The 24096-nt window shown below is 67.7% G+C and carries 21 protein-coding genes; 18 read left to right on the top strand and 3 right to left on the bottom strand.

The genetic code is table 11. The features are described from left to right. The first annotated feature begins 199 nt into the window (after window positions 1–199). The 13 genes from G5A07_RS19625 (at window position 200) to G5A07_RS19565 (ending at window position 12675) form a co-directional block, all read left to right on the top strand. The gene (locus tag G5A07_RS19625) at window positions 200–613 is read left to right on the top strand and encodes a YciI family protein (RefSeq protein ID WP_043403334.1); all 414 of its coding nucleotides are present in this window, start codon (window positions 200–202) and stop codon (window positions 611–613) included. 66 nt (window positions 614–679) lie between these two features. After that, window positions 680–1102 carry a VOC family protein gene (locus G5A07_RS19620; RefSeq protein ID WP_191863868.1) on the top strand — a complete coding sequence of 141 codons (423 nt, stop codon included), beginning with the start codon at window positions 680–682 and terminating at the stop codon, window positions 1100–1102. Window positions 1103–1142: 40 nt separating this feature from the next. After that, entirely contained in the window at window positions 1143–1553 is a 411-nt protein-coding gene (locus tag G5A07_RS19615; protein ID WP_191863867.1) for a VOC family protein, read from the top strand. Window positions 1554–1577: 24 nt separating this feature from the next. Further along, the gene (locus G5A07_RS19610) at window positions 1578–1934 is read left to right on the top strand and encodes a DUF1428 domain-containing protein (protein ID WP_019660895.1); all 357 of its coding nucleotides are present in this window, start codon (window positions 1578–1580) and stop codon (window positions 1932–1934) included. A 45-nt stretch (window positions 1935–1979) separates the two neighbouring features. Beyond that, window positions 1980–3242, top strand: a complete 1263-nt coding sequence (locus G5A07_RS19605) for a sigma-70 family RNA polymerase sigma factor (protein ID WP_191863866.1) — start codon at window positions 1980–1982, stop codon at window positions 3240–3242. Between the two features lie 107 nt (window positions 3243–3349). Then, the gene (locus G5A07_RS19600) at window positions 3350–4546 is read left to right on the top strand and encodes a hypothetical protein (protein WP_191863865.1); all 1197 of its coding nucleotides are present in this window, start codon (window positions 3350–3352) and stop codon (window positions 4544–4546) included. Beyond that, window positions 4537–5637 (top strand): hypothetical protein, encoded by a 1101-nt coding sequence (locus G5A07_RS19595; protein ID WP_019337987.1) that lies wholly within the window; start codon window positions 4537–4539, stop codon window positions 5635–5637. Before G5A07_RS19600 ends, G5A07_RS19595 begins: the two co-directional genes overlap by 10 nt. A 135-nt stretch (window positions 5638–5772) precedes the next feature. Further along, a complete protein-coding gene (locus tag G5A07_RS19590; protein ID WP_019337988.1) occupies window positions 5773–6450 on the top strand; it encodes a hypothetical protein in 678 nt (225 codons plus the stop codon). A 16-nt stretch (window positions 6451–6466) separates the two neighbouring features. Beyond that, window positions 6467–8113 (top strand): CsgG/HfaB family protein, encoded by a 1647-nt coding sequence (locus G5A07_RS19585; RefSeq protein ID WP_100447564.1) that lies wholly within the window; start codon window positions 6467–6469, stop codon window positions 8111–8113. Between the two features lie 353 nt (window positions 8114–8466). After that, window positions 8467–10116, top strand: a complete 1650-nt coding sequence (locus G5A07_RS19580) for a M28 family metallopeptidase (protein ID WP_191863864.1) — start codon at window positions 8467–8469, stop codon at window positions 10114–10116. Between the two features lie 176 nt (window positions 10117–10292). Beyond that, window positions 10293–11552, top strand: coding sequence for a histidine kinase (locus G5A07_RS19575; RefSeq protein ID WP_043398922.1), 1260 nt, complete (start codon window positions 10293–10295; stop codon window positions 11550–11552). Further along, on the top strand, window positions 11542–12312 hold the full coding sequence (locus G5A07_RS19570) for a LytTR family DNA-binding domain-containing protein (protein ID WP_010484137.1): 771 nt from the start codon (window positions 11542–11544) through the stop codon (window positions 12310–12312). Before G5A07_RS19575 ends, G5A07_RS19570 begins: the two co-directional genes overlap by 11 nt. 18 nt (window positions 12313–12330) lie before the next feature. Continuing rightward, window positions 12331–12675, top strand: coding sequence for a hypothetical protein (locus G5A07_RS19565; RefSeq protein WP_109814946.1), 345 nt, complete (start codon window positions 12331–12333; stop codon window positions 12673–12675). Window positions 12676–12714: 39 nt separating this feature from the next. Here the strand turns inward: G5A07_RS19565 and G5A07_RS19560 are convergent, their stop codons facing one another. Beyond that, complete coding sequence (locus G5A07_RS19560; RefSeq protein ID WP_010484135.1) at window positions 12715–13329, bottom strand: hypothetical protein; 615 nt, start codon at window positions 13327–13329, stop codon at window positions 12715–12717. Window positions 13330–13638: 309 nt separating this feature from the next. On the opposite strand from G5A07_RS19560, the gene G5A07_RS19555 reads away from it, so the two are divergent. Next, window positions 13639–14568 (top strand): oxygenase MpaB family protein, encoded by a 930-nt coding sequence (locus G5A07_RS19555; protein ID WP_049410417.1) that lies wholly within the window; start codon window positions 13639–13641, stop codon window positions 14566–14568. A gap of 108 nt (window positions 14569–14676) precedes the next feature. Here G5A07_RS19555 and G5A07_RS19550 read toward each other — a convergent pair whose 3' ends face one another. Beyond that, entirely contained in the window at window positions 14677–16788 is a 2112-nt protein-coding gene (locus G5A07_RS19550) for a M13 family metallopeptidase (protein ID WP_049435174.1), read from the bottom strand. 176 nt (window positions 16789–16964) lie between these two features. Here G5A07_RS19550 and G5A07_RS19545 point away from each other — a divergent pair, with 176 nt between their 5' ends. Beyond that, window positions 16965–20027, top strand: coding sequence for an EAL domain-containing protein (locus tag G5A07_RS19545; protein WP_191863863.1), 3063 nt, complete (start codon window positions 16965–16967; stop codon window positions 20025–20027). Window positions 20028–20074: 47 nt separating this feature from the next. Here G5A07_RS19545 and G5A07_RS19540 read toward each other — a convergent pair whose 3' ends face one another. Then, entirely contained in the window at window positions 20075–20956 is an 882-nt protein-coding gene (locus tag G5A07_RS19540; RefSeq protein ID WP_054170894.1) for a LysR family transcriptional regulator, read from the bottom strand. A 96-nt stretch (window positions 20957–21052) separates the two neighbouring features. Here G5A07_RS19540 and G5A07_RS19535 point away from each other — a divergent pair, with 96 nt between their 5' ends. The 3 genes from G5A07_RS19535 (at window position 21053) to G5A07_RS19525 (ending at window position 24050) form a co-directional block, all read left to right on the top strand. Continuing rightward, the gene (locus G5A07_RS19535) at window positions 21053–21463 is read left to right on the top strand and encodes a DoxX family protein (protein ID WP_049435172.1); all 411 of its coding nucleotides are present in this window, start codon (window positions 21053–21055) and stop codon (window positions 21461–21463) included. Window positions 21464–21494: 31 nt separating this feature from the next. Beyond that, window positions 21495–22283: a class III extradiol ring-cleavage dioxygenase gene (locus G5A07_RS19530; RefSeq protein ID WP_099560191.1), complete on the top strand. Its 789-nt coding sequence runs from the start codon at window positions 21495–21497 to the stop codon at window positions 22281–22283. A gap of 117 nt (window positions 22284–22400) precedes the next feature. Continuing rightward, on the top strand, window positions 22401–24050 hold the full coding sequence (locus G5A07_RS19525) for a Na+/H+ antiporter (protein WP_010484128.1): 1650 nt from the start codon (window positions 22401–22403) through the stop codon (window positions 24048–24050). Window positions 24051–24096: the final 46 nt, after the last annotated feature.

Genomic DNA, 24096 nt, shown 5'->3' with positions numbered 1-24096 from the left:
CCGCCCGGCCCATCCGCAGGAAGCCAGCTTTCAGCGACCAACCCAACCCACCACGGAGGGGCTCCGCCGTTCGCCGACTCCCGCCGAAGGCGCGCCTTCCACGGAAGAAAAAATTTCCAACAGACGTGTCGATTCCCAGCCCCCTGGTTCGTTGTACCCAGTGAAGGGCACGCACCACGCGTCCCCACGGGAGACTGCAATGAAAGTGATGGTGATCGTGAAGGCCAACGCCGACTCCGAAGCCGGCCGCATGCCCAGCGAACAGGAACTGTCCGAAATGGGCGCCTTCAACGAACAACTGGTGGCCGCCGGCATCATGCTGGCCGGTGAAGGCCTGCACGCCACCCAGCGCGGTCGCCGCATTCACTTCGGCAGTGGCGCACCCAGGGTCGAGGCCGGTCCGTTCGGTCCCGCCAGCGAACAGATCGCCGGCTTCTGGCTGTGGGACGTGCGGTCGCTGGAGGAAGCTGTCGAGTGGGCCAGCCGCGCGCCGTTCGGCAGTGGCGGCACGCTGGAACTGCGCCCGCTGATCACCGCCGAAGACTTCGGTGAAGCCTTCACCCCCGACTTACAGCAGCAGGAACAGCGTCTGCGTGCACAGCTGGAAGGTTGACCCGATTCATCTCCCTGCCGGGCAGGACCCGGCACTACTGCCTGAACCGCACAACGGAGTATTGCCATGAAACTGATTCCCTTCCTCGGCTTCAGCGGCCAGGCCCATGAGGCGATGGCGTTCTACGCCAAGGCACTCGGTGGCCAGGTCACGTCGGAAATGAAGTACCGCGACATGCCGCCCTCCGATGGCTCGCCAGGCTGCAACGAGATGCCGCCGGAAACCCTCGACCACGTTGCGCACAGCCAGCTGGAAATCGGCAGCGCCATCGTGATGGCGGCCGATGGCCCCGGCGGTGGCGAGGGCGGCTCGACCACCATCAATGTCGATGTCGAAAGCATCGAAGAAGCCGAACGCGTGTTCGCGGCGCTGGCCGAAGGTGGCCAGGTGCAGATGCCGATCGCCGAAACGTTCTGGGCGCACCGCTGGGGCATGCTGATTGATCGCTACGGCAAGCCGTGGATGGTCAACTGCATGAAGCAGCCCTGATCCCTCCCTCTTTCCTCTTCATCCACAAGGAGCGTTACCAATGAGTGCACCACAACCGCAGATGATCTTCGTCAACCTGCCCGTGCAGGATCTGGAGAAGTCCAAGGCGTTCTTCACCGCGCTGGGCTACAGCTTCAATCCAACCTATACCAATGACGATGCGGCTGGCATGGTCATCAGCGAGAGCATCTACGTGATGCTGCTGACCCAACCTTTTTTCCAGCAGTTCACCAACAAGCCGATTGCCGATGCGCACACCCACACGGAAGTGATCAATGCGCTCTCGGCGCCCAGTCGCGAGGCCGTTGATGTGCTGGTGGACAAGGCACTGGCCGCCGGCGCCAGCGAGCCGCAGCCGGCGCGCGACCTGGGCTTCATGTACCAGCGTGCCTTCCAGGACCTGGATGGCCATCTCTGGGAAATCGCACACATGGACGGCGAGCCGGGCTGACGGCCGCCGCAAGGGAGAATCCTCATGGCTTACGTGGATGCTTACGTGCTGCCGTGCCCGCAGGACAAGGTGGCGGCCTACCGCCGCCTTGCCCGCAAGGCCGGCGCGGTGTGGAAGGACCATGGCGCGCTGCAGTACATGGAGTGCGTGGCCGACGACGTGGAACCGGGCAAAAGCACGTCATTCCCGCGCGCGGTGAAAGCCAGGCCCGGTGAAACGGTGATCGTCGCCTTCGTGGTGTTCCGCTCGCGTGCGGCACGCGACCGCATCAACGCCAGAGTGATGGCCGACCCGCGGCTGGCGTCGCTGGGCCCGAAGGACATGCCGTTCGATACCAAGCGCATGTTCTGGGGCGGCTTCAAGCCCATCGTCGAAGCGTGAGCCATGGCGCTTGTGCGGGCCGGGCGTGCGTGCTGTGATCGGCGCATGCTCGATCCCGCACTGACGCAGCGTCTGGAAACCCTCTGGCGGATGGAGTCGCCGGTGTTGATCGCGCGCCTGGCGCGGCTGCTCGGGGGCGATGTCGGCCGCGCCGAGGAGCTGGCCCAGGACACCTGGCTGGCCGCGCTGGAGCGCTGGCCGGAGCAGGGCATCCCGGACAATCCCGGAGCCTGGCTGATGACCACTGCGCGCAACCGTGCCATCGATGTGCTGCGCCAGCACCAGCGCGTGGCGCAGCAGCATGCGCAATGGGGTGAGGAACTGCATCCGGCACCCCTGCCAGCGCCGGATGACAGCCAGGCGCTGGAAGATGACCTGGGGGACGACCTGCTGCGCCTGATGTTCGTGGCCTGCCACCCGGTGTTGCCGGCCGATGCGCGGGTGGCACTGACCCTGCGCCTGCTCGGTGGCCTGACCACGACCGAGATCGCCCGCGCCTTCCTGCAGCCCGAGCCGACCATCGCCCAACGCATCGTGCGCGCCAAACGCACCCTGGCGCAGAAGCAGGTGCCCTATGAAGTGCCGCGCGCAGAGGCGATGCCCGAGCGGCTGGCTTCAGTGCTGGAGGCGATTTACCTGGTCTTCAACGAAGGCTATGCGGCCAGTGCCGGTGACGACTGGATGCGTCCGGCGCTGTGCGACGAGGCGCTGCGACTCGCGCGCATTCTGGCGCACCGGCTGCCGGTGCCGCCGGTGCTGGGCCTGCTGGCGCTGATGGAGCTGCAGGCCTCGCGTGCCGCAGCACGGACCGATGCGCAGGGCGTGCCGGTGCTGCTGGACCAACAGAACCGCGCGCGCTGGGACTGGCTGCAGATTGAACGCGGGCAGCAGGTGCTGGCGCGCGCGCTGGCCGCCGGTGGCGGCGACGATCCCTATGTGCTGCAGGCGCGCATCGCAGCGTGCCATGCGGCGGCGCGGCGTCCCGAAGATACCGACTGGCCGCGCATCGCAACGCTCTATACGCAGCTGTTGCAGGTGCAGCCCTCGCCAGTTGTCGCATTGAACCGCGTGGTGGCGATACTGCGCAGCGACGGTGCCTTCGTGGCCTGGGCGCAGCTGCAGCCGTTGCTGGTGGACGCGCGACTGCGCGAGTACGCGCCGCTGCAGGTGGTGCACGGGGAGCTACTACAGGCGTTGGGACGCGACTTGGACGCACGTCACGCTTTTGCGGAAGCCGCCAGACTCAGCCAGAACCAGGCAGAGCGCGGCCTGCTGCGGCAACGGGCTGGTCTGCCTCCCGCGGAGTGACCCCGACGAAGGCAGCACTTGTCGGCAGCCCCGTGAGCCGTTATGTTTCGCGCCCAGCGGACGCGTCAGCGTCCACTTTCCATGCGTATTGACCGAGGAGCGGTTGGATGTATTCAAGGACGAAGAGCGCATCGCGCGCTTTTGCGCGCCTGCTTGCCTGTGCCCTGTGCCTGGCCGTATGGCCGATGGCCGTGCAGGCGGCAGACAAATCACAGCAGGCCTATTGGGCCGGTTTTGCCTACACCGCTGATGCCGCCGCCGTGCAGGCGACCACGCCGCATGCGCATGCGGTGCTGGAACAGCGCGGCCTGATTCCGTTGAACCAGGCGCTGGCACAGTCGCTCAAGCGCCGCACCCCGGCCCACCTGCAGCTGATCGACCAGCCGGTGGCGATGCTCGACGGCACCACCAGCGCGACCGTGCTGGCCGCGGCACTGGACCGCGAACTGGTCTCGGTCGAGCCGATCGGTGACCAGTACAAGGTGCTGGTGGAAGTGGCGCTGCAGGCGCTGTTCTTCGACTTCCGCGAGCGCCAGGTGATCGCGTCCTATCCGCTGACCCTGCAGCGCATCGACGTGCAGGATTACCGGCCGGACAACGACGATATCGACGCGATCGTTGCCGATCTCCTGTACGGCAGTGCCGATACCAGCCTGTCGCAGGTGCTGGCCGCCAGCCTCGCCCAGGCCAAGCTGCCCGATGCCGCCGTGCGTCGCCTGCAGGTCGGTGGCGTAACCCTGTCCGACGCGGTCCGCGCCAAGCTGCCCGACCCGAGGTGGGACGCCCCGCTGCGTGCCACGCTGGCCCACGAACTGTCCAAGACGCTGTCGTCCAATACCGGCGTCGGCCTGTTGCCGCCGGCCTCGGGCCAGGCGATCGGTGGTGCGATGGCGGCGCGCTTTGCCGACGGCAAGGTCTACCAGCTGAAGATTCCCGAGCCGGACTACGTCATCAACCTGCAGGTGGATGCGTTGAAGAACGGCGTGATCGAAGAAACCCCGGCGATGAAGACGATGCTGTTCGGCGCGTTCTTCACCGCCAAGGTGACCGAGCCGTTCTCCGGCAAGGTCTATTTCGAACAGCCGCTGCGCAAGGGGGCCACCAAGGTGGTGCCGGTCACGCAGTGGCAGGTCGACCAGTGGTCGGCCAGCTACGAAACCCTGCTGGCGGGCCTCGATGCCTTCGCCGGCGCCGCCGCCAAGCGCGCCGATTCGCGCGGCTGGCTGGACGAACAGAAGCCGGGCGGCCGCCCGTTGCAGCAGCAGACCCAAGCCCTCCAGGAGTTGATCAAGTCATGTCGTTGATGCGTACCATCCTGCTCATCCTCATCGCCCTGGTGGTGGCCTCGCCGGTCGCTGCGCAGACCGCCAGTTCGCGCGGTACTGGTTCGGCCAGCTACGGCCTGCGCCTGAGTGCCGACACCCGTGCCCAGGCCCTGAACAAGGCCAAGGTCAATGCACTGGAGGCGTACATTGCCGAAACCGGTGCGGCCAAGCTGCGCCTGTTCGAAGCGCGCCGCGCCGAGTTCATCGGCGAGATCGACCGCTACGTGCTCAGTGCCGTGCAGCTGTCGGACACCGAAGACAAGAAGGCCAAGACCTACACCGTCACCGTCCGCGCCGAGATCAACACTACCCTGCTGCAGACCAAGCTGGATGCAGGTTCGGCCGTGGCCGGTGCCACCGCCGCCCAGCGTTCGCTGCTGACCTTCCTGTTCATGGCGCGCTCGCAGGACACCGTGCAGTCGTTCCAGGACAAGGAATACCGCCGCGTCGACGCCAGCAGCAGCTACAGCGAGAACACCCGTGAAGGCGACAGCTTCCGCGGCAACTCGGTCAGCACCAACGGCAGCATCAACCAGAACGGTTCGATGTCGGTCACCAGTGGTGGCAGCACCACCCAGCGCAGCGACAACATCAGCTGGAAGGTGGCCAACGCGGCCGAAGTGAACACCGCGATGACCGGTGCCTTCAGCGCCGCCGGCTACGAAGTGGTCGAAGCCGAATACGTGGAAGGCGAGTCGCGCGGCCTGCTCAGCATCGAGCGCATCCGCAAGGACTTCAGCACCGGCAACGACCTGGCTCCGGCCACCCTGCGTGACACCGCCAACGGCATCCGTGCGGCCAACATTCCGTACATCGCCGTCGGCACCCTCGACGTCGGCATGCGCGACCGCGATCCGGCCAGCGGCAACACCCGCGTGTTCGTCACGGTCACCGGCAAGGTGCTGGACGTGACCGGTCGTTTCCCGCGCACCGTGTCGTCGGTGGGCCCGGTGCAGTTCTCCGGTACCGGTCCGAACGAAACCGTCGCCCGTACCAACGCGCTGCAGCTGGCGGCTGAAAAGGCTGCCCAGCAGATGATCAACGAACTGAACGTCAAGGCGGTCCGCTGACGTTACCGCTGCGCTCGCCGGGCATGGCCCGGCGCTACCGGCTCTGGTGGGTGCCGAGCTTGCTCGGCACTGACTCGCTGCCATCCCCGATCTCGCGTGCCGCGCTGCGGCCGTCTCTCTCATAAAGGAAATCCCATGATCCGCACTACCGCTCTTGTCGTGGCCATCGCTGCCGCCACCCTGTCGATGCCGGCCCACGCTGGCCTGGGCAAGCTGAAGGACCTGGCCGGTGCCGCCACCGGTACCTCCAGCAGCAGCGCCTCCAGCGCCGCCGCTCCGGACGAAGCCGCGCAGGAAGCGCTGGTGCGTCGTTTCGTTACCTCGCAGTCGCACTCGCTGCAGGCCCAGACCTCGTTCGCCCGCGCCTTCGGCCTGGCCGAGCAGGTGCAGCTGTTGGAAGCCGAGCGCCAGGCGCTGTCGTCGGGTTCGGTCAGCGTCGATGCGATGAAGAAGTCGGTGTCGGTCAGCGAAGCGGCGCAGGCGGCGATCAACGAGCGCCAGGCCGCACAGCCGGAACTGAACGCTGAATCCAAGCAGCACTACGCCGAAGGCCTGGTCTCGCTGCTGTCCTCGGCGGCCGAAGCACAGAAGCTGGGTGGCGAAGCCAGCAACTTCACCGCCGGCATGAAGAACCTGGGCGCGACCCAGCTGGCCACCGTCGGCCGCAAGCTGGCGGCAGGTGCATGGGTGGCCAAGGAATCGCCGGGCTTCATCCAGGGCCTGTACGGCTCGACCAAGTCGGCCGTGACCTTCGCCAAGAAGAGCAAGGTGAAGGTGCCATCCAACGCCGATTCGATGCTCGACAAGCTCTGATCCGAGGCGAATCTCCATGCGTATGACCTACCGTTTGATCGGCCTGGGCCTGGCTGCCACGCTGCTTGCAGCCTGTGGCAAGCAGGACACCCCGGCCGCCGCGCCCGCCAAGGACAAGGCAACCAGTGCACTGGCCAGCAATGCGCCCGTGGAAGCAGCGCCCCTGCGTGGCACGCCGGATTTCGGCGGCACCACCCAGGTCGCGCGCGAAGCCGACGGCATCGGCAGCACCCCGGAACTGGCGGTGCTGGCGGCATTGCAGTCGGCGGTGGCGCAGGTCAACGGCGTACGCGTGGCCAGCCAGATGCAGAGCCTGCGTGCAGGCCTGCATGTGGATGTGGATGACGAACACGTCGGCGATATCCGCGCCGACGCGTTCACCCAGCAGATGATCGCCGGCTCGCAGGGCGCGGTGCTGGGCTATGAAATCCTGTCGCAGGAAGAAGTGCGGCAGCTGGACGAGGAAACCATCGCCCGCGTGCGCGCCAGCGACGAAGGCTGGAGCTTCAAGGGCTCGGCGTCGGCCAGTGCGTCCGGCGAAGCCTCGGCCAAGGGCGGTTCGGCCTCGGCCAGTGTCAAGCAAAGCTACGACGAGAAGGTGAGTGTTGATGCCAAGCGTGGCGCCAGCTCCTACGATTCCGATGTGACCCATCGCAGCATGCGCAGCTACTGGAAGGTGCGCGTGCGCGCACAGATCGCCCAGTACCGTGCACCGGACGAGCAGGGCAAGCCGAAGATCGTGGTTGCACTGCCGCGCACCAAGGCCGGCAGCTACGCCGTGGGCGACGGCCGCGTGGACGCGGACGAAGTGGCCGACGCGATCCGCGCACGCCTGTCCGACACGCTGACCCAGACCCAGCGCTTCATCGTGCTGGACCGCGAGTTTGGTGACGAGCTGCAGGCCGAGATCGACCACATCAACAGCGGCAACGTGCGACTGCAGGACACCGCACGCGTGGGCCAGCAGCTGGCGACCGACCTGATCCTGATCCCTACCATCGAACGTTTCGAGTACCCGCGCAGCGTGCGCAACCTGCGCATGTCCGACCGCCAGGTGACCTCGTACTCCGGTGGCGGGCGCATCACCCTGCGCCTGATCAACGCCACCACCGGCCAGGTGGTGATGTCCGACAGCTTCGACCACCAGCTGGCCTCGACCGGCCCCAGCACCCTGCCGCGCGTGGTCAACGGTCGCAACATGGCGGCGGCGATGATGGAGTCGCTGTCCGGCCAGATCGGCACCACCATCGTCACCACGCTGTTTCCGGTGTCGGTGGTCTCGGTGGACGGCGACCAGGTGGTACTGAGCCAGGGCGGCGAAACGCTGCAGGCTGGCCAGCGCTGGCAGGCCGTGCGCCTGGGCGAAGAACTGAAGGACCCGCAGACCGGCCGCTCGCTGGGCCGCAGCGAACACCCGTGCTGCACCATCCGCATCGACCGCGTGGCCGCACAGACCTCCTACGGCACCATCGAAGACGGCGTCGACGCGATGCGCGGCGGCTTCCGCCCGGGCCAGATCGAACTGCGCCAGAAGCTGGGCAGCAAGCCGGCAACGGCCGCCGCAGGCGCGACCGCCTCGGCCGCTCCCGCAGCTGCCGCACGCCCGGCCGCCAAGCCGAAGCCCAAGGCCGCGGCGGCCCCGGCCGAAGACCCGAACTGGTAACAGGCTCAAGCAACACACAGATGGGGTCAGAGCCCTTTCCCGCAGGGAAAGGACTCTGACCCCTTCTTGTTTCCGTCCGTGTCGACCAAGGTCGACACCTACCAACAGCAGCAGAAATCTGTCGAAGGCGGGGTGGGTCCGGTTGCGGGGGCGTGAGCCGCATGGATGCGGCGACCGAGCCTACAAGGACGTATTTACGGCGTCCCCCGCAACCGGATCCACCCCGCCATCCCACGGGATGCCGCTGTTGCTTTGGCTTTGGCTTTGGCTGCTGCCCTGGCATCGGCAGGTGCAGGGCGCAGCCCTGCCGAATCCCATTACACTCCAGAGAGATTTCCCTGCTGGAGAGAGCAATGAAGCGAGTAGCACTGGGCCTGCTGGCCTTGTCAGTGTCGAGCGCACTGATGGCCGCCACCCCGAAATTCGACGGCGCGCGGATCTCCGCCGACGTCAAGGAACTGGCCTCCGACGCCTACGAAGGCCGCTCCCCGGCCACCGCCGGCGAAGAGAAGACCATCGCCTTCCTCAGCAAGCAGTTCGCCGATGCCGGCCTGCAGCCGGGCGGTGACCTCAAGGATGGCAAGCGCCTGTGGACCCAGGCCGTGCCGCTGCGCAAGGGCGACATCGTCGGCACACCGCAGCTGGCGCTGCATCAGGGCGGCAAGACCGTTGCGCTGGAGCAGGGCAAGCAGATCGCCGTGCGCGCCGCCATGAACGGCGCCAGCAACGTCGATATCAGCAAGGCGCCGCTGGTGTTCCTCGGCTACGGCGTGAAGGCCCCGGAGCGCAACTGGGACGACTTCAAGGGCGTGGACCTGAAGGGCAAGATCGCCGTCGTGCTGATCAACGACCCGGACTTCGAGACCGGCCAGGGCGACTTCGACGGCAAGGGCATGACCTACTACGGCCGTTGGACCTACAAGTACGAAGAAGGTGCCCGCCAGGGCGCGCTGGGCGTGCTGATCGTGCACGAGACCGCACCGGCGTCGTACGGCTGGGCCACCGTGGCCGGCTCCAACACCAACACCATGTTCGACGTGGTGCGTGACAACCCGGCCGACAGCCACCCGCTGCTGGAAGGCTGGATCCAGCGCGACCTGGCCGTGGAGCTGTTCCGCTCGGCCGGGCAGGACTTCGAAGCGCTGAAGAAGAAGGCGCAGCAGCGCGACTTCACCCCGGTGCCGCTGACCGGCGCCAGCCTGGACGCGAAGTACGCGGTGAAGACCGAAGTGATCACCTCGCACAACGTGGCCGCGCGCCTGGAAGGCAGCCGCCACCCGGACGAGACCATCGTCTACAGCGCGCACTGGGACCACATCGGCGTGGGCGAGCCGGACGCGCGTGGCGACCGGATCTTCAATGGCGCACTGGACAACGCCAGTGGCACCGCATCGCTGATCGAACTGGCGCGCGGCTTCGCCAAGGCCAAGCGCCCCGAGCGCTCGGTGCTGTTCCTGGCGGTCACCGCCGAGGAAAAGGGCCTGCTGGGTTCGGAGTACTACGCCACCCATCCGCTGTACCCGCTGGAAAAGACCGTGGCGGTGATCAACATGGATGGCATGGCACCGTTCGGGCCGTCGCGTGATTTCGGCATCTACGGCGCGGCGCGCTTCGAGCTGCTGGACCAGCTGAAGGACGTGGCCAAGGGCTGGGACATCCGCTACACGCCGGACCCGAAGCCGGAAGCCGGTCTGTTCTTCCGCTCCGATCACTTCCCGTTCGCCAAGCGTGGCGTGCCGGCGCTGTCCTGGTCGGCCGGCCAGGACTGGGTGGATGGCGGCGTGGCCGCGGGCAAGAAGGCCTCCGAGGACTACACCGCCAAGCGTTACCACCAGCAGGGCGACGAATGGCAACCGGACTGGCTGTTCGCCGGTGCCGCCCGCGACCTGGAAGTGCTGTACACGCTGGGCAACCAGCTGGCCAATTCGCGCAGCTGGCCGAACTGGAGCAGGGACGAGTCGTTCCGCGCCGTGCGTGACGCCAGCGCCGACCAGCGCAAATAACGGCGTTCGGTAGTGCCGGCCGCTGGCCGGCATTGCCCCCACCCGGAAACGCCGGGCCATGCCCGGCGTTTCCGTAACGGCTTCCATCCCCGCTTTCTGGCCCTTCGTCGCAGCCCGCTTGTTTGCCCGGTGGGCCGCCCTATGCTCGGCTCACCCCCTTCCTCCAAGGCGCCGCCGTGTTTGCCAGCCTCTCTCTCCTGCTTCGTCACCTGCTGGCCTGGGCTGCGGCGCTGTTTGTCGCCGGCATGGTCTGGAGCGGCATCTTCAGCGGCATGAACGATGGCCCGGGCTGGATCTTCGGCCTGCTGGCGATGTTCCTGATGATTTCCGCGCTGGGCAGCGCGATTACCCATGTACGCCGCGTCTGGCTGGTCGCCGGCCGGCTGGATTCGACCACGCTCTCCGGCCGCCAGCGCCGCCAGGTGGAACTGCCGATGGATGCCGGCCAGGCATTCTCGGTGGTGGAAGCGGCCATCGCCGAACTGCCGCGCGTTGAAGACGTGGAAAGTTCGGCCGGCAGCCTGCAGGTACGGGCCTACGTGCGCCGCGTGGATGCCTGGAACGGCCGCCAGCCGTCGCGCTGGAATCTGCCGGCTCGGCTGGCGATCAAGCGCAACAGCGTGCTGGCGACGGTCACGCCGGGGCAGGGCACCAGTACCGTCACTCTGCTGTTTGAACCGGATGCCGGCTGGTGGGCCGACCTGCTGGCGCTGGATGAGGGCAGCAACTTCGAGAACGCCGAAGCGGTCACCCGCGCGATCAGCCGCCGTGTTGCCGACCAACGTCGCGACGAGCAGGCCGCGGCCGAGCAGACCCAGGTGGAAAAGGAACTGTCGGTGGCCCGGTTGAATCTGCTGCATGCGCAGGTGGAACCGCACTTCCTCTACAACACGCTGGCCAACGCGCAGGTGCTGACCCGCACCGATCCGGCACGTGCCGACCAGATGCTGGGCCACCTGATCCAGTACCTGCGCAGCTCGTTGCCACAGGTGGACGAATCGCTGTCCACGCTGGGCGTGGAGCTGGAGCGTACCCGTGCCTACCTGGAGATCCTGCGTATCCGCATGGGCGCACGGCTGGGGGTGGAGGTGCAGGTGCCGAACGAGCTGCACGGCGTGCAGCTGCCGGCGATGGCGCTGCAGACGCTGGTGGAGAACGCGATCAAGCATGGCCTGGAACCCAAGCCCGGCGGTGGCACGATCTGGATCCTGGCGCGTGGCTTCGATGACCATGTGACGGTGACGGTGGCCGATGATGGCCTCGGCTTCGGCCAGGGCACCAGCGGTACCGGCATCGGCCTGAAGAACCTGCGCGAGCGCCTGCGCCTGACCTGCGGTGAGCAGGCCGGCGTGGCGATCGTCGCCAACTTCCCCAGCGGCGTGGCCGCAACCATGACCCTGCCGCAGTCGAACAAGGAGCGCAGCCATGCCGCTTGAGGCGCTCATTGCCGAAGACGAGGAACTGCTGCGGCAGTCGCTGGTCGAGCAGCTGGGCCGGTTGTGGCCGGACCTGAAGCTGGTGGCCGAGTGCGAGGATGGCGCCAGTGCACTGGAGCAGCTGGCCGAGAAGCAGCCGGACATCGCCTTCCTCGACATTCGCATGCCCGGCATCAGTGGCATTGAAGTAGCCCGTTCGCTGTCCGAGCTGAGCCCGCGCACCCAGGTGGTGTTCGTCACCGCCTACGACCAGTACGCCATCGACGCGTTCGAGCAGGGCGCGATGGATTACCTGCTGAAGCCGGTCAGCGACGAGCGCCTGCTGGCCACCCGCGAACGCATTCTGTCGCGGCTGCCATCAACGCGCCAGGACGATGCCGTACTCGAGCGCCTGCTGCGGCGCCTGGGGCCATCGCAGGGTGCGGCAGAGCGCCCGCCATTGGCCTGGATCACCGCCAGCAACGGCCGCGAGACGCAGCTGATCATGCTGGAAGACGTGGCCTACTTCCGTGCCGACAACAAGTACACCACCGTGGTGACCGCTGCCGGCGAGAGCCTGTTGCGCACGCCGCTGCGCGAACTGCTGGAAGTGCTCGACCCGCAGCATTTCCGCCAGATCCATCGCTCGACCATCGTCAACATGAAGGCGGTGGCGGCGGTCAGCCGCGACGATACCGGGCGCGGCGTGCTGCGCCTGCGTGGGCGCACGGAGACGCTGGTGGTCAGCCAACCTTTCATGAGCCTGTTCCGCGGCATGTAGCCGCATCCTGGAGGCACCATGCGCCTGTTCCTGTTTGCCTGCATCGCTGCGTTGTCGTTGGCCGGCTGTGAGAAATCCAGCAACACCTCGATCACCCGCACCCATGCCAACGGCGTGGACACGCTTTACAGCAAGGGCAGCGTGGTCGACGGCGAGGCACGGTTCCAGTGCATCGCCAGCAGTAGTGGCCAATGCCACTACCTGGTGCTGGACCCAGCGTGCAGTAACGACGCCGCGTGTGCGACGCCACCATTGCGCCGGTTTGCCGTGGCGGTGGGGAAGACCGAGGCGATGCGTGACCTGCCCAGCGGCTTCCACCAGTGCGTCAGCCAGGACCCGATAGAACACTGCCACCGTGAGTGATCACGGTGGCAGTGTGGGTCCCCCCGCTTCCCTGAAGGGTCAGTAGGCAGGCTGCAGTGTCAGGTCGTGGTGGTGCTCGTTCTCGCCCACATGGTTCAGGCGGCCGACCAGTTCGGAGTGCTGCTTCATGCGCCCGATCTCGGTCATGATGCGGATGTCCTCGTGGCGCAGCTCGCGTTTGGCGGTGACCGCCTGCTTGTAGTCCAGCACTTCCGGATAGTGCTCGGCCAGGTCAAGCGCCTCGGCCACGTGCTCGACGCTGTCGGCCTTGGAACTGATGCGGGCGCGGCTGTTGAACGCCTTCATCCAGCGCTCGAAGCCGGCCTGCTGATCGAACATGTTGGCCATGAACCAGATCACGAACAGGATCGACACCCACGAGCCGAACACGATCACCACGCGGGTGAAGGTGATATGGAAGTCGTCGCGCCACAGGTAGTTGGCGATCAGGCCCAGGATCAGCAGCGAGGCCGCCTGCCAGCCGACGATCGAGGCGATCAGCCACTGGCACTTGGCCTGGGCCAGCACAGCCACTTCATCGCGGATCTGCTGCTCGCTGAGGTTGCGCCAGTGCGCCACCTGTTTGTCGAACGGGCTGCTGTAGAGCTCGTTGTCGCGAAGCAGAATTCCCAAACCCTTGAACAAGGCAATCATGGCTGGCTCCTTGTGGAACGTGCGTCGATCAGCATTGGACGGTGTGGCGGATCCAGTTCTAGCACTTCCAGCGAGCCGTGCAATGGGGGCAATGCCAGGCGGCGCAAGGGTTTGACCGGTGGGAGTGAAAATTGATGCGATGCAGCATCGCAGTCACGGCCTGCGACAGGATGTCGCAGGGTGAAACGTGCTGCGACCGCACATGAAACCGTCGCTGAGCGGGGAGGCTCGCCGCCGGAGGCGTGATCGCCGAGAATCGGAGCCAACCGCGCAAGACGCGACTGTTCTTCCGCCTCTCCTGGACCTGTGATGCCGGCTTTGCTGCAGCGACTCTCCCGCCCCGTCACGGCGCCGATCCGACGCTGGGTACTGGACGCCTTCCCGCGCGGCCAGAGTGGTATCGACTACGACCATCCGCAGGGCGATCCGGGCTGGTTCGGCCCGGACAGCGTCACCTGGCGGCTGCACGCCGAATTTCCCTCGATGCTCGCCGGTGGCCTGTGCGCGCTGATGCTGCAGACCCTGCACCCACGCGCGCTGGCCGGGGTCTATGACCACTCCAATTTCCGCCAGGACCTGGTGGGTCGGCTGCGCCGCACCACGGCCTTCGTTGCCGGGACCAGCTATGCGCCCAGCGGCGAGGTGGAGGCGCTGGTGGCCAGGGTGCGCCGCATCCATGCGCAGATCCGCGGCCAGACCGCGCAGGGCGAGCCCTACGCCGCCGACGATCCGCAGTTGCTGACCTGGGTGCACGTGACCGAAGCCTTCGGTTTCCTGCAGGGGTTCCGACGCTACGGGCGCGAGGTGCCGGCGCACATCGCCGACCGCTACTACGAGGAGTACCGCTGCGTGGCCGAGGCACTGGGCGCGGTGGATGTACCGCGCAGTGAGGCAGAAGTGGCGGCGTACTTCTGCGCGCGGCAACCGGAACTGCGCGTGGATGAGCGCTCGCGCGAAGTGCTGGAGGTGTTGTCCGGCGTGCGCCTGCCGGTACCGGTGCCGGGGCTGTCGCGCGAAGTGTTCCTGGGTGCAGGCGCGGCGCTGCTGCCGGACTGGGCCGAAGGCATGCTTGCACGCAGTGGCCGTCAGCGCGCCCAGGCTGCGGCGTCTGCGAAGCTGATGCAGGGCATGGCGCCGCTGTTCCGCCGTGCGCTGCCCGACGGCCTCGCCAGCCGCGCCTGTGCACGCATGGGCGCGCCGGTGGAGATCCTGCGCGAGTGGCCCGCGGTTGCCTGGTAGGTGCCAACCTTGGTTGGCACGCTTTTCGCGGTGCCGCGGAAGCGCCAACCAAGGTTGGCAGCTACCCGCAAGTGAAACGGGCGCCTTGCGGCGCCCGTTCCCATTACATCACCACACCTTGACCCGCTTGTCCGGGGCCAGGTACAGCTTCTGGCCTTCCTTCACTTCAAACGCCGGGTACCAGGCGTCGATGTTGCGCACGGTGAGAGCGCGGAACTGGCCCGGTGCATGCACATCGGTCAGCAGCGAGTTGCGCAGCGCCTGCTCGCGGCTCTTGCTGCGCCACGCCTGGGCGAAGCCGAGGAAGAAGCGCTGGTCCGGGGTGAAGCCCTCCAGGGTCTGGCCCGGCTTGCCCTGCAGCGACAGCTGGTAGGCGTCGTAGGCGGTACCCAGGCCGGCCACGTCGGCGATGTTTTCGCCCAGGGTCAGCTTGCCGTTCACATGCACGCCCGGGAACGGCTCGTAGCTGCTGAACTGCGCGGCCAGCGCATCACCGGCGGCGTTGAACTGCTTCAGGTCCTCGGCGGTCCACCAGTTGTGCAGCTTGCCGGTTTCGTCGAACAGCGCGCCGGCGTTGTCGAAGCCGTGGCTGATCTCGTGGCCGATCACTGCGCCGATCGCACCGTAGTTCACCGCGTCGTCGGCGGCACCGTCGAAGAACGGCGGCTGCAGGATCGCGGCCGGGAACACCAGGCGGTTCTCCAGCGGCACGTTCATCGCGTTGATGGTCTGCGGCAGCATCGCCCACTCGCTGTGGTCGACCGCCTTGCCCAGCTTGGCGATGTTGCGCTGGTACTCGAACAGTTCGGCGCGCTGCGCATTGCCCAGCGCGTCATCACGGCGGATCTCCAGGCCGGTGTAATCACGCCACTTTTCCGGGTAACCCATGCCCACGGTCAGGCCGGCCACCTTGGCCTTGGCGCTGGCCTTGGTCTGCGGCGACATCCATGCGAGCGCGTCGATGCGTTTGGCGAAGGCGGCGATGATGTTCTTCGCCATCTCGTCCGCGCGTTCCTTGGTCCTGGCGTCGAAGTGCTTCTCGACGTAACGCTTGCCGATCGCTTCGCCGACGGCATGGTTGGCGTCGTCCACCGCACGCTTCCAGCGGTCGCTCTGCTGCGGCGTGCCGCTCAGCGCGGTGCCGTGGAAGGCGAAGCGGGCATCGGCGAACTTCTTCGGCAGGTAGGCAGCGGCGCGGTCCAGCGCGTGGAAGGCCAGGTAGTCCTTCCAGGCATCCAGCGGCTCGGTGGCGACCAGCTTGGACAGGCCGGCCACGGCCTTGGGCTGCCAGACGATGAAGTCCTGCTGCTTGCCCAGTGCGGCCGCGTCGAGGAAGGCGCTCCAGTCCATGCCCGGCGCCTTGGCATTGAAGTCGGCCTGGGTCCACGGATTGGCACCCTTGGTCACGTCATTGGTTTCTTCCTGGGTGGCGTGCGCCTGCGCGATCTTCGTTTCCAGCGCGAGAATGCGCTGTGCCTTGCCCGCCGGATCGGCGACGCCGGCCAGCTGCAGCATCTGTGCGATGTAGGCCTGGTACTGCTTGCGCAGCTCGGCCATGCGGCCACCGCCCAGGTAGAAGTCGCGGTCGGGCATGCCCAGACCGCCCTGCACCAGGTACGGCGCGTTGCGGTCCGGCTGCAGCAGGTCCACCGACACCCACAGGCCGAACAGGCGGTCGGTGTAGAAGTTGGTCGCATTGAGCAGGTCGACGTCGGCGCGCACGTCGCCGCCCAGGGCACGGGCCAGGCCGGCCTTGTCGGCGATCGCGTCGATCGCCTTCAGCTGCGGCTGTACCGGCGCAATGCCGTGCTGCTCGATGCCGGCCTCGTCCATGTAAGCTGCGTAATAGTCGCCGATCAGCTTGTCGTCACCGCTGGCCTGGGTGTTGCCGGCGGCGCCTTCAAGAATGGCGCGGGTGTCGGCCAGGGTCTTCTCGGCGATGACGTTGAAGCTGCCGAAGCGCGAGCGGTCGGCCGGGATCTCGGTGTTCTTCACCCAGGTGCCGTTGGCGAAGCCGAAGAAGTCGTCACCCGCGTTGATGCTGCGGTCCATGCCGCTGGCATCGAAGCCGAAGCTGCCCAGCATCGGCTTGGCCGCAGCGGGCGCGACATCGGCGGGCTTGGCGGTGCCAGCGGCCGGATCGGCCGGGCGGTCGCAGGCGGCCAGGGACAGGCTGGCAACAATGGCCAGTGCCAGGGTGGGACGGCGCAGCTTGGACATGGACTTCTCTTGCAGCGGAAAACCCCAAGTCTAATCCGCTCCGCCCCGGCTGGCCCTCCCGTTGTGGCACCTGCCCTGTGCGGGATCTGGCTGAACGCGCGGAAGCGATCTTCACGCCGTCACCGGGGTGGTGCATGCTGGGCCCGGGAACCCTGCGCGGACACGGGGAGGTGGCCATGCGGGGTGGGGTCAGGCGTCAAGAATGGCGTCCGCCGGCCGTTGAGGTCGGGGACGTGGAGGATTCGTTCGCGCATGAAGCCAGCCGACTGCACAAGGAAGACCAACCGATGCCCGCGCTGAAACGGGCGTTGGCCCGGCCGCTGCGCGCCATTACCTGGGGCGGGGTGCTGCTGGGCGTGCTGCTGGTAACCGGCCTGACCCTCATGCTGGTCAATGACTACCACCGCCGCCTGGAAGCGGCACAGCGGCAGAGCCGGGCGCTGGCGGTGGGCAGCGAGCGCCTGCTGGCGCTGGAACTGCGCAACCTGGAGCGGGCCATGTCCGGCATCGCCGCCGACGCCGCCGAGCTGTTCCGCAGCGTGCCCGCGCAGGCGCCGGCCTTGATGGATGCCTCCATCGGCGGGGTGCTGGGCCGGCATGCCGAACTGCACAGCATCGCCGTGCTCGACCGCCATGGCCGACCGTTGACGGCCGGCGAGGGCGACCTGCAGCTGCCGCTGTGGACCGACCCGCAGCGTCGTGGCCAGGGCAGCGCCCTGTACATCGGCCCGCCGCAGCGGGCCAGCGACGGCGGCTGGGTGGTGCCGCTGGCGCTGCCGATGGCCGGCGAACGCTGGCTGCTGGCACGGCTGCGCTGTGGCGAACTGCAGCGCATCGTCGGCGGCCTCGATGTCGGCCCCAACGGACTGGTCTCGATCAGCGATGCCGAGGGTTACATGCTGGCCCGCGTGCCTGATCCGCACGGCACGGTGGGTCGCCGCTACGGCCTGCCGCGCCGTGACCTGCTCGGCACGCAGGCGGTGGTCGAGCTGGGCAGCGTGCCGGGTGTGGTCGACGGCGTACCGCGCATCATGACCATCAGCACGCTGGAACACAGCCCGCTGGCGGTGCAGGTCGGCCTGGCCGACGAAGACGTACTGGCGCCGTGGTGGCCGTACCTGCAGGCGTCGGTGGCGATCGTACTGGCTTACATCGCGGTGTTGCTGGTGCTGCTGTACGCCGTGCGGCGCAGCACCCGCAGCCAGCAGGCGATGGCCGAGGAGCTGAAAACAGGCCACGCCGAGCTGCGTCTTGCGCACCAGGTCGGTCGTGTCTGTACCTGGTACGTGGATGAGGACGCCGCATTGCTGCGCTGGTCGCCGCTGGCGCGCGAGATCTTTGGCGTGCAGACCGATGCGCTGCCGGTGGCCGATTTCTTCGCACGCGTGCACCGCGACGATGCCGCGCGCCTGCAGCATGCCTTTGACCAGGCATTCGCCGGCGGCGCCGTGCTCGACCAGGTGTTCCGCTTGGTATTGCCCGGGGGCGAGGTGCGCTGGGTGGGCGCGCGTGGGCAGCGGGTGGAAGTGGCCGACAGCGAGCGGCGCATGATCGGCGCGCTGACCGACCTGAGCGAGCGTTACCAGGCGCGCGAGCAGGTGAGCGAAGTGGAACGGCGCTTCCGGCTGCTGTTCGACCGCAATCCTGCACCGTTCTGGGTGTTCGACCCGGATACGCTGCGCTTCATCGAGGTCAACGACGCTGCGGTGCGCCAGTACGGCTACAGCCGCGACGAGTTCCTGGCGATGAGCATCCTCGACATCCGCCCGCGCGAAGGCTGGGACGAAGTGCGTGGTGCCATCCAGCGCGCACAGGTGGGCGATCCTCCGGACGCGACCGTGCGCCTGCACCGGCGCAAGGATGGCAGCGTGTTCGAGGTCCGCGCACACCTGTCCAAACTCGATTTCGACGGACAGCCGGCGTGCCTCGTGCTGGCCGAGGATGTCAGCGAACGGCTGGCCTACGAGCGTGACCTGGCCTATCGGGCACGGCACAACCCGGCCACTGGCCTGCTCAACGTGCGCGCCCTGACCGAACAGCTGGATGAGCAGGAACAGGGTTACACCATCGCCTTCGTGCAGCTGCGCGGCCTGCAGCTGGTGGCCGATACGCTGGGCCGCGAGATCGGCGATGCGGTGCTGCAGTCGATGGCGACCCGGCTCGGTGGCCTGGGCGCGCGCTGTGGCACGCTGGCCTTCCAGCCAGCCGAGGACTTCGTGCTGGCCATCGGTGCCGAGCACGATACCCAGCGCGTGCTGGACGACCTGCTGCAGATCGTGTCGGCGCCGATGCGCGGCAAGGATTCACTGCACCAGTTCGAACCGCGCATCGGCGTGGCCGTGCACACCGCCGGTGACGGCCACAGTGCCGAGCAGGTGATCGGCATGGCCGCGCAGGCCGCGCACGCGGCACGCGCCGAGGGCAACGTGGTGGTCTGGTTCGACGCGGCGGTGACCACTCGGCTGGCCGACCGGCTGCGCCTGGCCGGGCGCATCCATGCCGCCATCGACAACGAATTCCAGCTCTATTTCCAGCCGATCCGGCATGCCAGCGATGGCACCCCGGCCGCCTTGGAGGCGCTGCTGCGCTGGCCGCAGGCCGACGGCAGCTTCATCCCGCCCAACGAGTTCATCCAGCTGTGCGAGGAGACCGGGCTGATCCTGGCGCTGGGCCGCTGGGTGATCCGCGCGGCGGCGAAAGCGCAGCGCCGGCTGGTCGAGGCCGGTTGGGGCGAGCTGCCGATCGCGGTCAATGTATCGGCGGTGCAGTTCTTCAACAGCGACCTGGTGGCCGAATTCACCCGTGCGCAGCAGGACTTCGGCCTGGCCCGCGGTGCCCTGCACGTGGAGCTGACCGAGAGCAGCCTGATGCGCAAGCCGGCGCAGGCGATGCAGACCATGCAGCGCCTGCACGAGCAGGGCATCAGCGTGTCGCTGGATGATTTCGGCACCGGCTATTCCAGCATGTCCTACCTGCAGCACCTGCCGCTGGACATCCTGAAGATCGACCGCAGCTTCGTCGCCGACGTGGAAACCAATCCGCGCAATGCCTCGATCTGCCGCGCGCTGTTGTCGCTGGGCCACAGCATGGGCCTGACCATCATCGCCGAGGGCGTGGAAACGCCGGGGCAGCTGGACTGGCTGGCCGCGCACGGCTGCGACCAGGTGCAGGGTTACCTGCTGGGGCGGCCGGCACCGCTGGAACGGATCATCGATGCGCTGGACGAAGTCGCTGCCTGAGCGGATCTCGGATTTGCCGGTCGCTGGCCGGCAAACACCAGACTCGTCTACACCCCGCTTTCCACCAGATGGTCGATGAAACTGCGCACCTTCGGTGCCAGGTGGCTGCGGCTGGTGTAGACCGCGAAGATGCCGATCGGCGAGGCCTCCCACTCCGGCAGGATGCGCACCAGGCGACCATCGGCCAGCGCGTCTTCCAGCAGGAAATCCGGCTGCAGGATCACGCCCATGCCAGCAATCGCGGCTTCGCGCAGCACGTCGCCGTTGTTGGCGTGCAGCAGGCTGCTCACCGCCACCTTCACCTCACCGCCGGGCCCCTGCAGCGGCCAGTTGTTGCCGGCGGCCCAGTAGCTGTAGCTCAGGCACGCGTGCGCCTGCAGGTCCTGTGGGGTCTGCGGGGTGCCGCGTGCGGCCAGGTAGGCCGGCGCGGCGCACAGGCTCACCCGCGATTCGCCCAGGCGGCGTGCGATCAGCGTGGGGCCGGGCTCGCGGGTGATGCGGATGGCCACGTCGTAGCCTTCCTCGACCATGTCCACCAGGCGGTCGGACAGGGCCAGGTCCAGTTCCACCTGCGGGAAGCGTTCGCGGTAGCTGGCCAGCAACGGGCCGAGGCGAGCAATGCCCCAGCTGACCGGCGCGTTGATGCGCAGCGTGCCCGAGGGCTCCAGCGCCTGCGCACCGATGCTGGCCTCCAGCGCGTCGAACTCGGCCAGCAGGCGCACGCACTGGGCGTAGTAGGCGGCGCCGGCACTGGTCGGGCTGACCCGGCGCGTGGTGCGGTGGAGCAGGCGGGTGGACAGGCGCTTTTCCAGCGCGGCGACCTGGCGGGTGACGCCGGCAGTGGACATGTCCAGAGCCTGGGCGGCGGCGCTGAAGCCATTGCGCTCGACCACCGCCACGAACACGCGCATCGCCTCGAGGGTATCCATTGTTGCGCCTTTTGAAATAAATACGGTCAATCGATCGTATTTATCAGTCCGTGAAGGCGCAATAACCTGTGCCCACTCCCTTCAAGGTGCTTTGCCATGCACACCACGACCGCTCCTGTTTCGCCGCTGGCGCCGTATGGCGCCACCCTGCTGCGCCTGGCCCTGGGCGTGCTGTTCCTGGCCCATGCGCTGACCAAGCTGCTGGTATTCACCCCGGCCGGCACGGCGGCGTACTTCGAGTCGCTGGGCCTGCCCGGCGCGCTCGGCTACCTCACCATCGGCGTCGAGCTGGTGATCACTGTCGCGCTGCTGCTGGGCGTCTATGCGCGCTGGGTGGGCCTGGTCGGCGTACCGCTGCTGCTGGGCACCATCGTCACCGTGCACGGCGCCAACGGTTTCGGTTTCGCCAATGCCGGCGGCGGCTGGGAATACCCGGCGTTCTGGGCACTGGCGCTGGTGGTGCTGTTCCTGGTCGGCGATGGCAAGTGGACACTGCGTTCGCGCTGATCGCCGCCTGATCCTGCAACTGGAGCATTCCATGTCCCGCCTGCCTTCGCTGTACATCTCCCATGGTTCGCCGATGACTGCCCTGCATCCGGGCCAGGTCGGTGTGCGCCTGGCCGAGCTGGCGCGCGACCTGCCGACGCCGCGCGCCATCGTGATGGCCTCGGCGCACTGGCTGGGTCGGCAGCCGCTGGTCGGCGCGCATCCGCAGCCGCCGACGATCCATGACTTCGGCGGCTTCCCGCGCGCGCTGTTCGAACTGCAGTACCCGGCGCCGGGCGATCCGGCGCTGGCCGAAGAAGTGGCCGGCCGCATCGCCGCCGCCGGCCTGCCGGTGGCGCTCGACCCGCAGCGTGGCCTCGACCATGGCGCGTGGGTGCCGCTGCGGCTGCTGCGCCCGCAGGCCGACATCCCGGTGGTGCCGCTGTCGATCCAGCCGCTGCTCGGCCCCGAGCACCAGTTCGCGCTGGGCCGCGCGCTGGCGCCGCTGCGCGAACAGGGTGTGCTGCTGGTCGGCTCCGGCAGCATCACCCACAACCTGCACGACTGGGGCGACTACCAGGACGGCAAGGAAGCGCCGTACGTGCGGCCCTTCATCGAATGGGTGGAGCAGCGCCTGGCCGCCGACGACCGCCAGGCGCTGCTGGATTACCGCCGGCAGGCGCCGTTCGCCGAGCGCGCGCACCCGACCGACGAGCACCTGCTGCCGCTGTTCTTCGCGATGGGCGCGGCCGGCGAGGGCGGTTTCGGCGCACGCCGCATCGACGCCGGCATCGATGCCGGCTTCCTCGCCATGGATCTGTACCGCTTCGACGGGGCATGAGCCGGGGCTGACGCGCGGCGGCCCCGGCCGTCGCGGTCGTGGCCGCATGTGGTAGTTTTTTCCGGGTTTCCGGCGCTGGCTCCCGAGCCTCCCCCCGCGCCGCTTCCTGGAAGAAGCATGCATACCATTGAAGTCGTCCTGGCGATGCTGGTAGCCGTTGTCGCCAGCGGCTACCTGGTTCGCGTCCTGCCGTTTTCGTTGCCGCTGCCGCTGGTGCAGATCGGCCTGGGCGCGGTGATCGCCGGGGTGTTCAACCGTGGCCATGCGCTGGAGCCGGAGGTGTTCTTCCTGCTGTTCCTGCCGCCGCTGCTGTTCCTGGATGGCTGGCGCATTCCCAAGCAGGGCCTGTTCCGCGACAAGGGCGCGATCCTCGAGCTGGCCTTCGGCCTGGTGGTGTTCACCGTCATCGGCGCAGGCTTCCTGATCCACTGGCTGATTCCGGTGATGCCGCTGGCGGTGTGCTTCGCGCTGGCGGCGATCGTGTCGCCGACCGATCCTGTGGCAGTGGGTGCGATCGCCTCCAAGGCGCCGATTCCCAAGCGCTTGATGCACATCCTGGAAGGCGAGTCGCTGCTCAACGATGCATCGGGCCTGGTCTGCTTCCGGTTCGCGGTGGCTGCGGTGATGACCGGCACGTTCTCGCTGGCCACGGCCTCGCTGACCTTCGTGTGGGTGGCGGTGGCGGGATTGGCGGTCGGCGTGGCGGTGACGCTGGGTGTATCGACCTTCCAGCGTTGGCTGTGGCGTCGCTTCGGCGAAGAGCCGGGCGCGGCGATGCTGGTCAACCTGCTCATTCCGTTCGCGGCCTACCTGCTGGCCGAAGAGATCCACGCCTCCGGCATCCTCGCCGCGGTCGCCGCGGGTATCGCGATGAGCTATGTCGAGCTGACCGGCCGCGTCTCCGGCAGCATGCGCGTGCAGCGTGCCGGGGTCTGGAACATGCTGCAGTTCAGCTTCAACGGCATCATGTTCGTGCTGCTGGGCGAGCAGCTGCCAGGCATCGTCGAACGCGCCACCACCACCATGAACGAGACCGGCCACCAGAGTGCGTGGTGGCTGCTGGTGTATGTGGTGGTGATCAATCTGGCGCTGGTGGTGCTGCGCCTGTTGTGGGTGTGGCTGTCGCTGCGCTGGAACCTGCTGCGCGCGCGCCGTCGCGGCCTGGAGCGGGGCGAGGCACCGAACTGGCGCATCGTGGTGGCGACCTCGGTGGCCGGTGTGCGCGGTGCGATCACCCTGGCCGGCGTGCTGACCCTGCCGCTGTTCCTGCCTGATGGCAGTGCGTTCCCGGCACGTGACCTGGTGATCTTCCTGGCTGCGTCGGTGATCCTGTTCTCGCTGCTGGGCGCCAGCATCGCCCTGCCACAGCTGCTGAAGGGCCTGCAGCTGCCGGCCGACTCGGGCGAGCGCAAGGAAGAAGACCTGGCGCGCCGGCTGTCGTCGAAGGCGGCGCTGGCCGGGGTCGAGCGCATGCGCCAGCAGCTGGTGATGAACCAGAACACCGAGAACGTGCAGCTGTACAACGACGCCGCGTCGCGGGTGAGCCTGCTGTACCAGCGCCACCTGGAGCGCGACAGCGAGGGGCCCGACGTGGACCCGGAGAAGGTGCGGCGCATGGAAATGGGCTACCGCCAGCTGCGCAGCGCCGGCCTCAATGCCGAGCGCGAGGAGCTGTTCCGGTTGACCCGGCGCGGGGTGATCTCCGATGAGATCTCGCGGCGCCTGATCCGCAACCTGGACCTGCTGGAGTCGCGCAAGCGCGAATGACGCCGGATGTAGAGTCGAGCATGGCTTGTATGTTCCTCCCGGCTCC

It is taken from the genome of Stenotrophomonas sp. AS012628 (genome assembly GCF_010608305.1).
Lineage (GTDB): Bacteria > Pseudomonadota > Gammaproteobacteria > Xanthomonadales > Xanthomonadaceae > Stenotrophomonas > Stenotrophomonas geniculata.
Note: the sequence above shows the minus strand (reverse complement) of the source record. Positions and strands in the feature narration are given on the sequence as shown.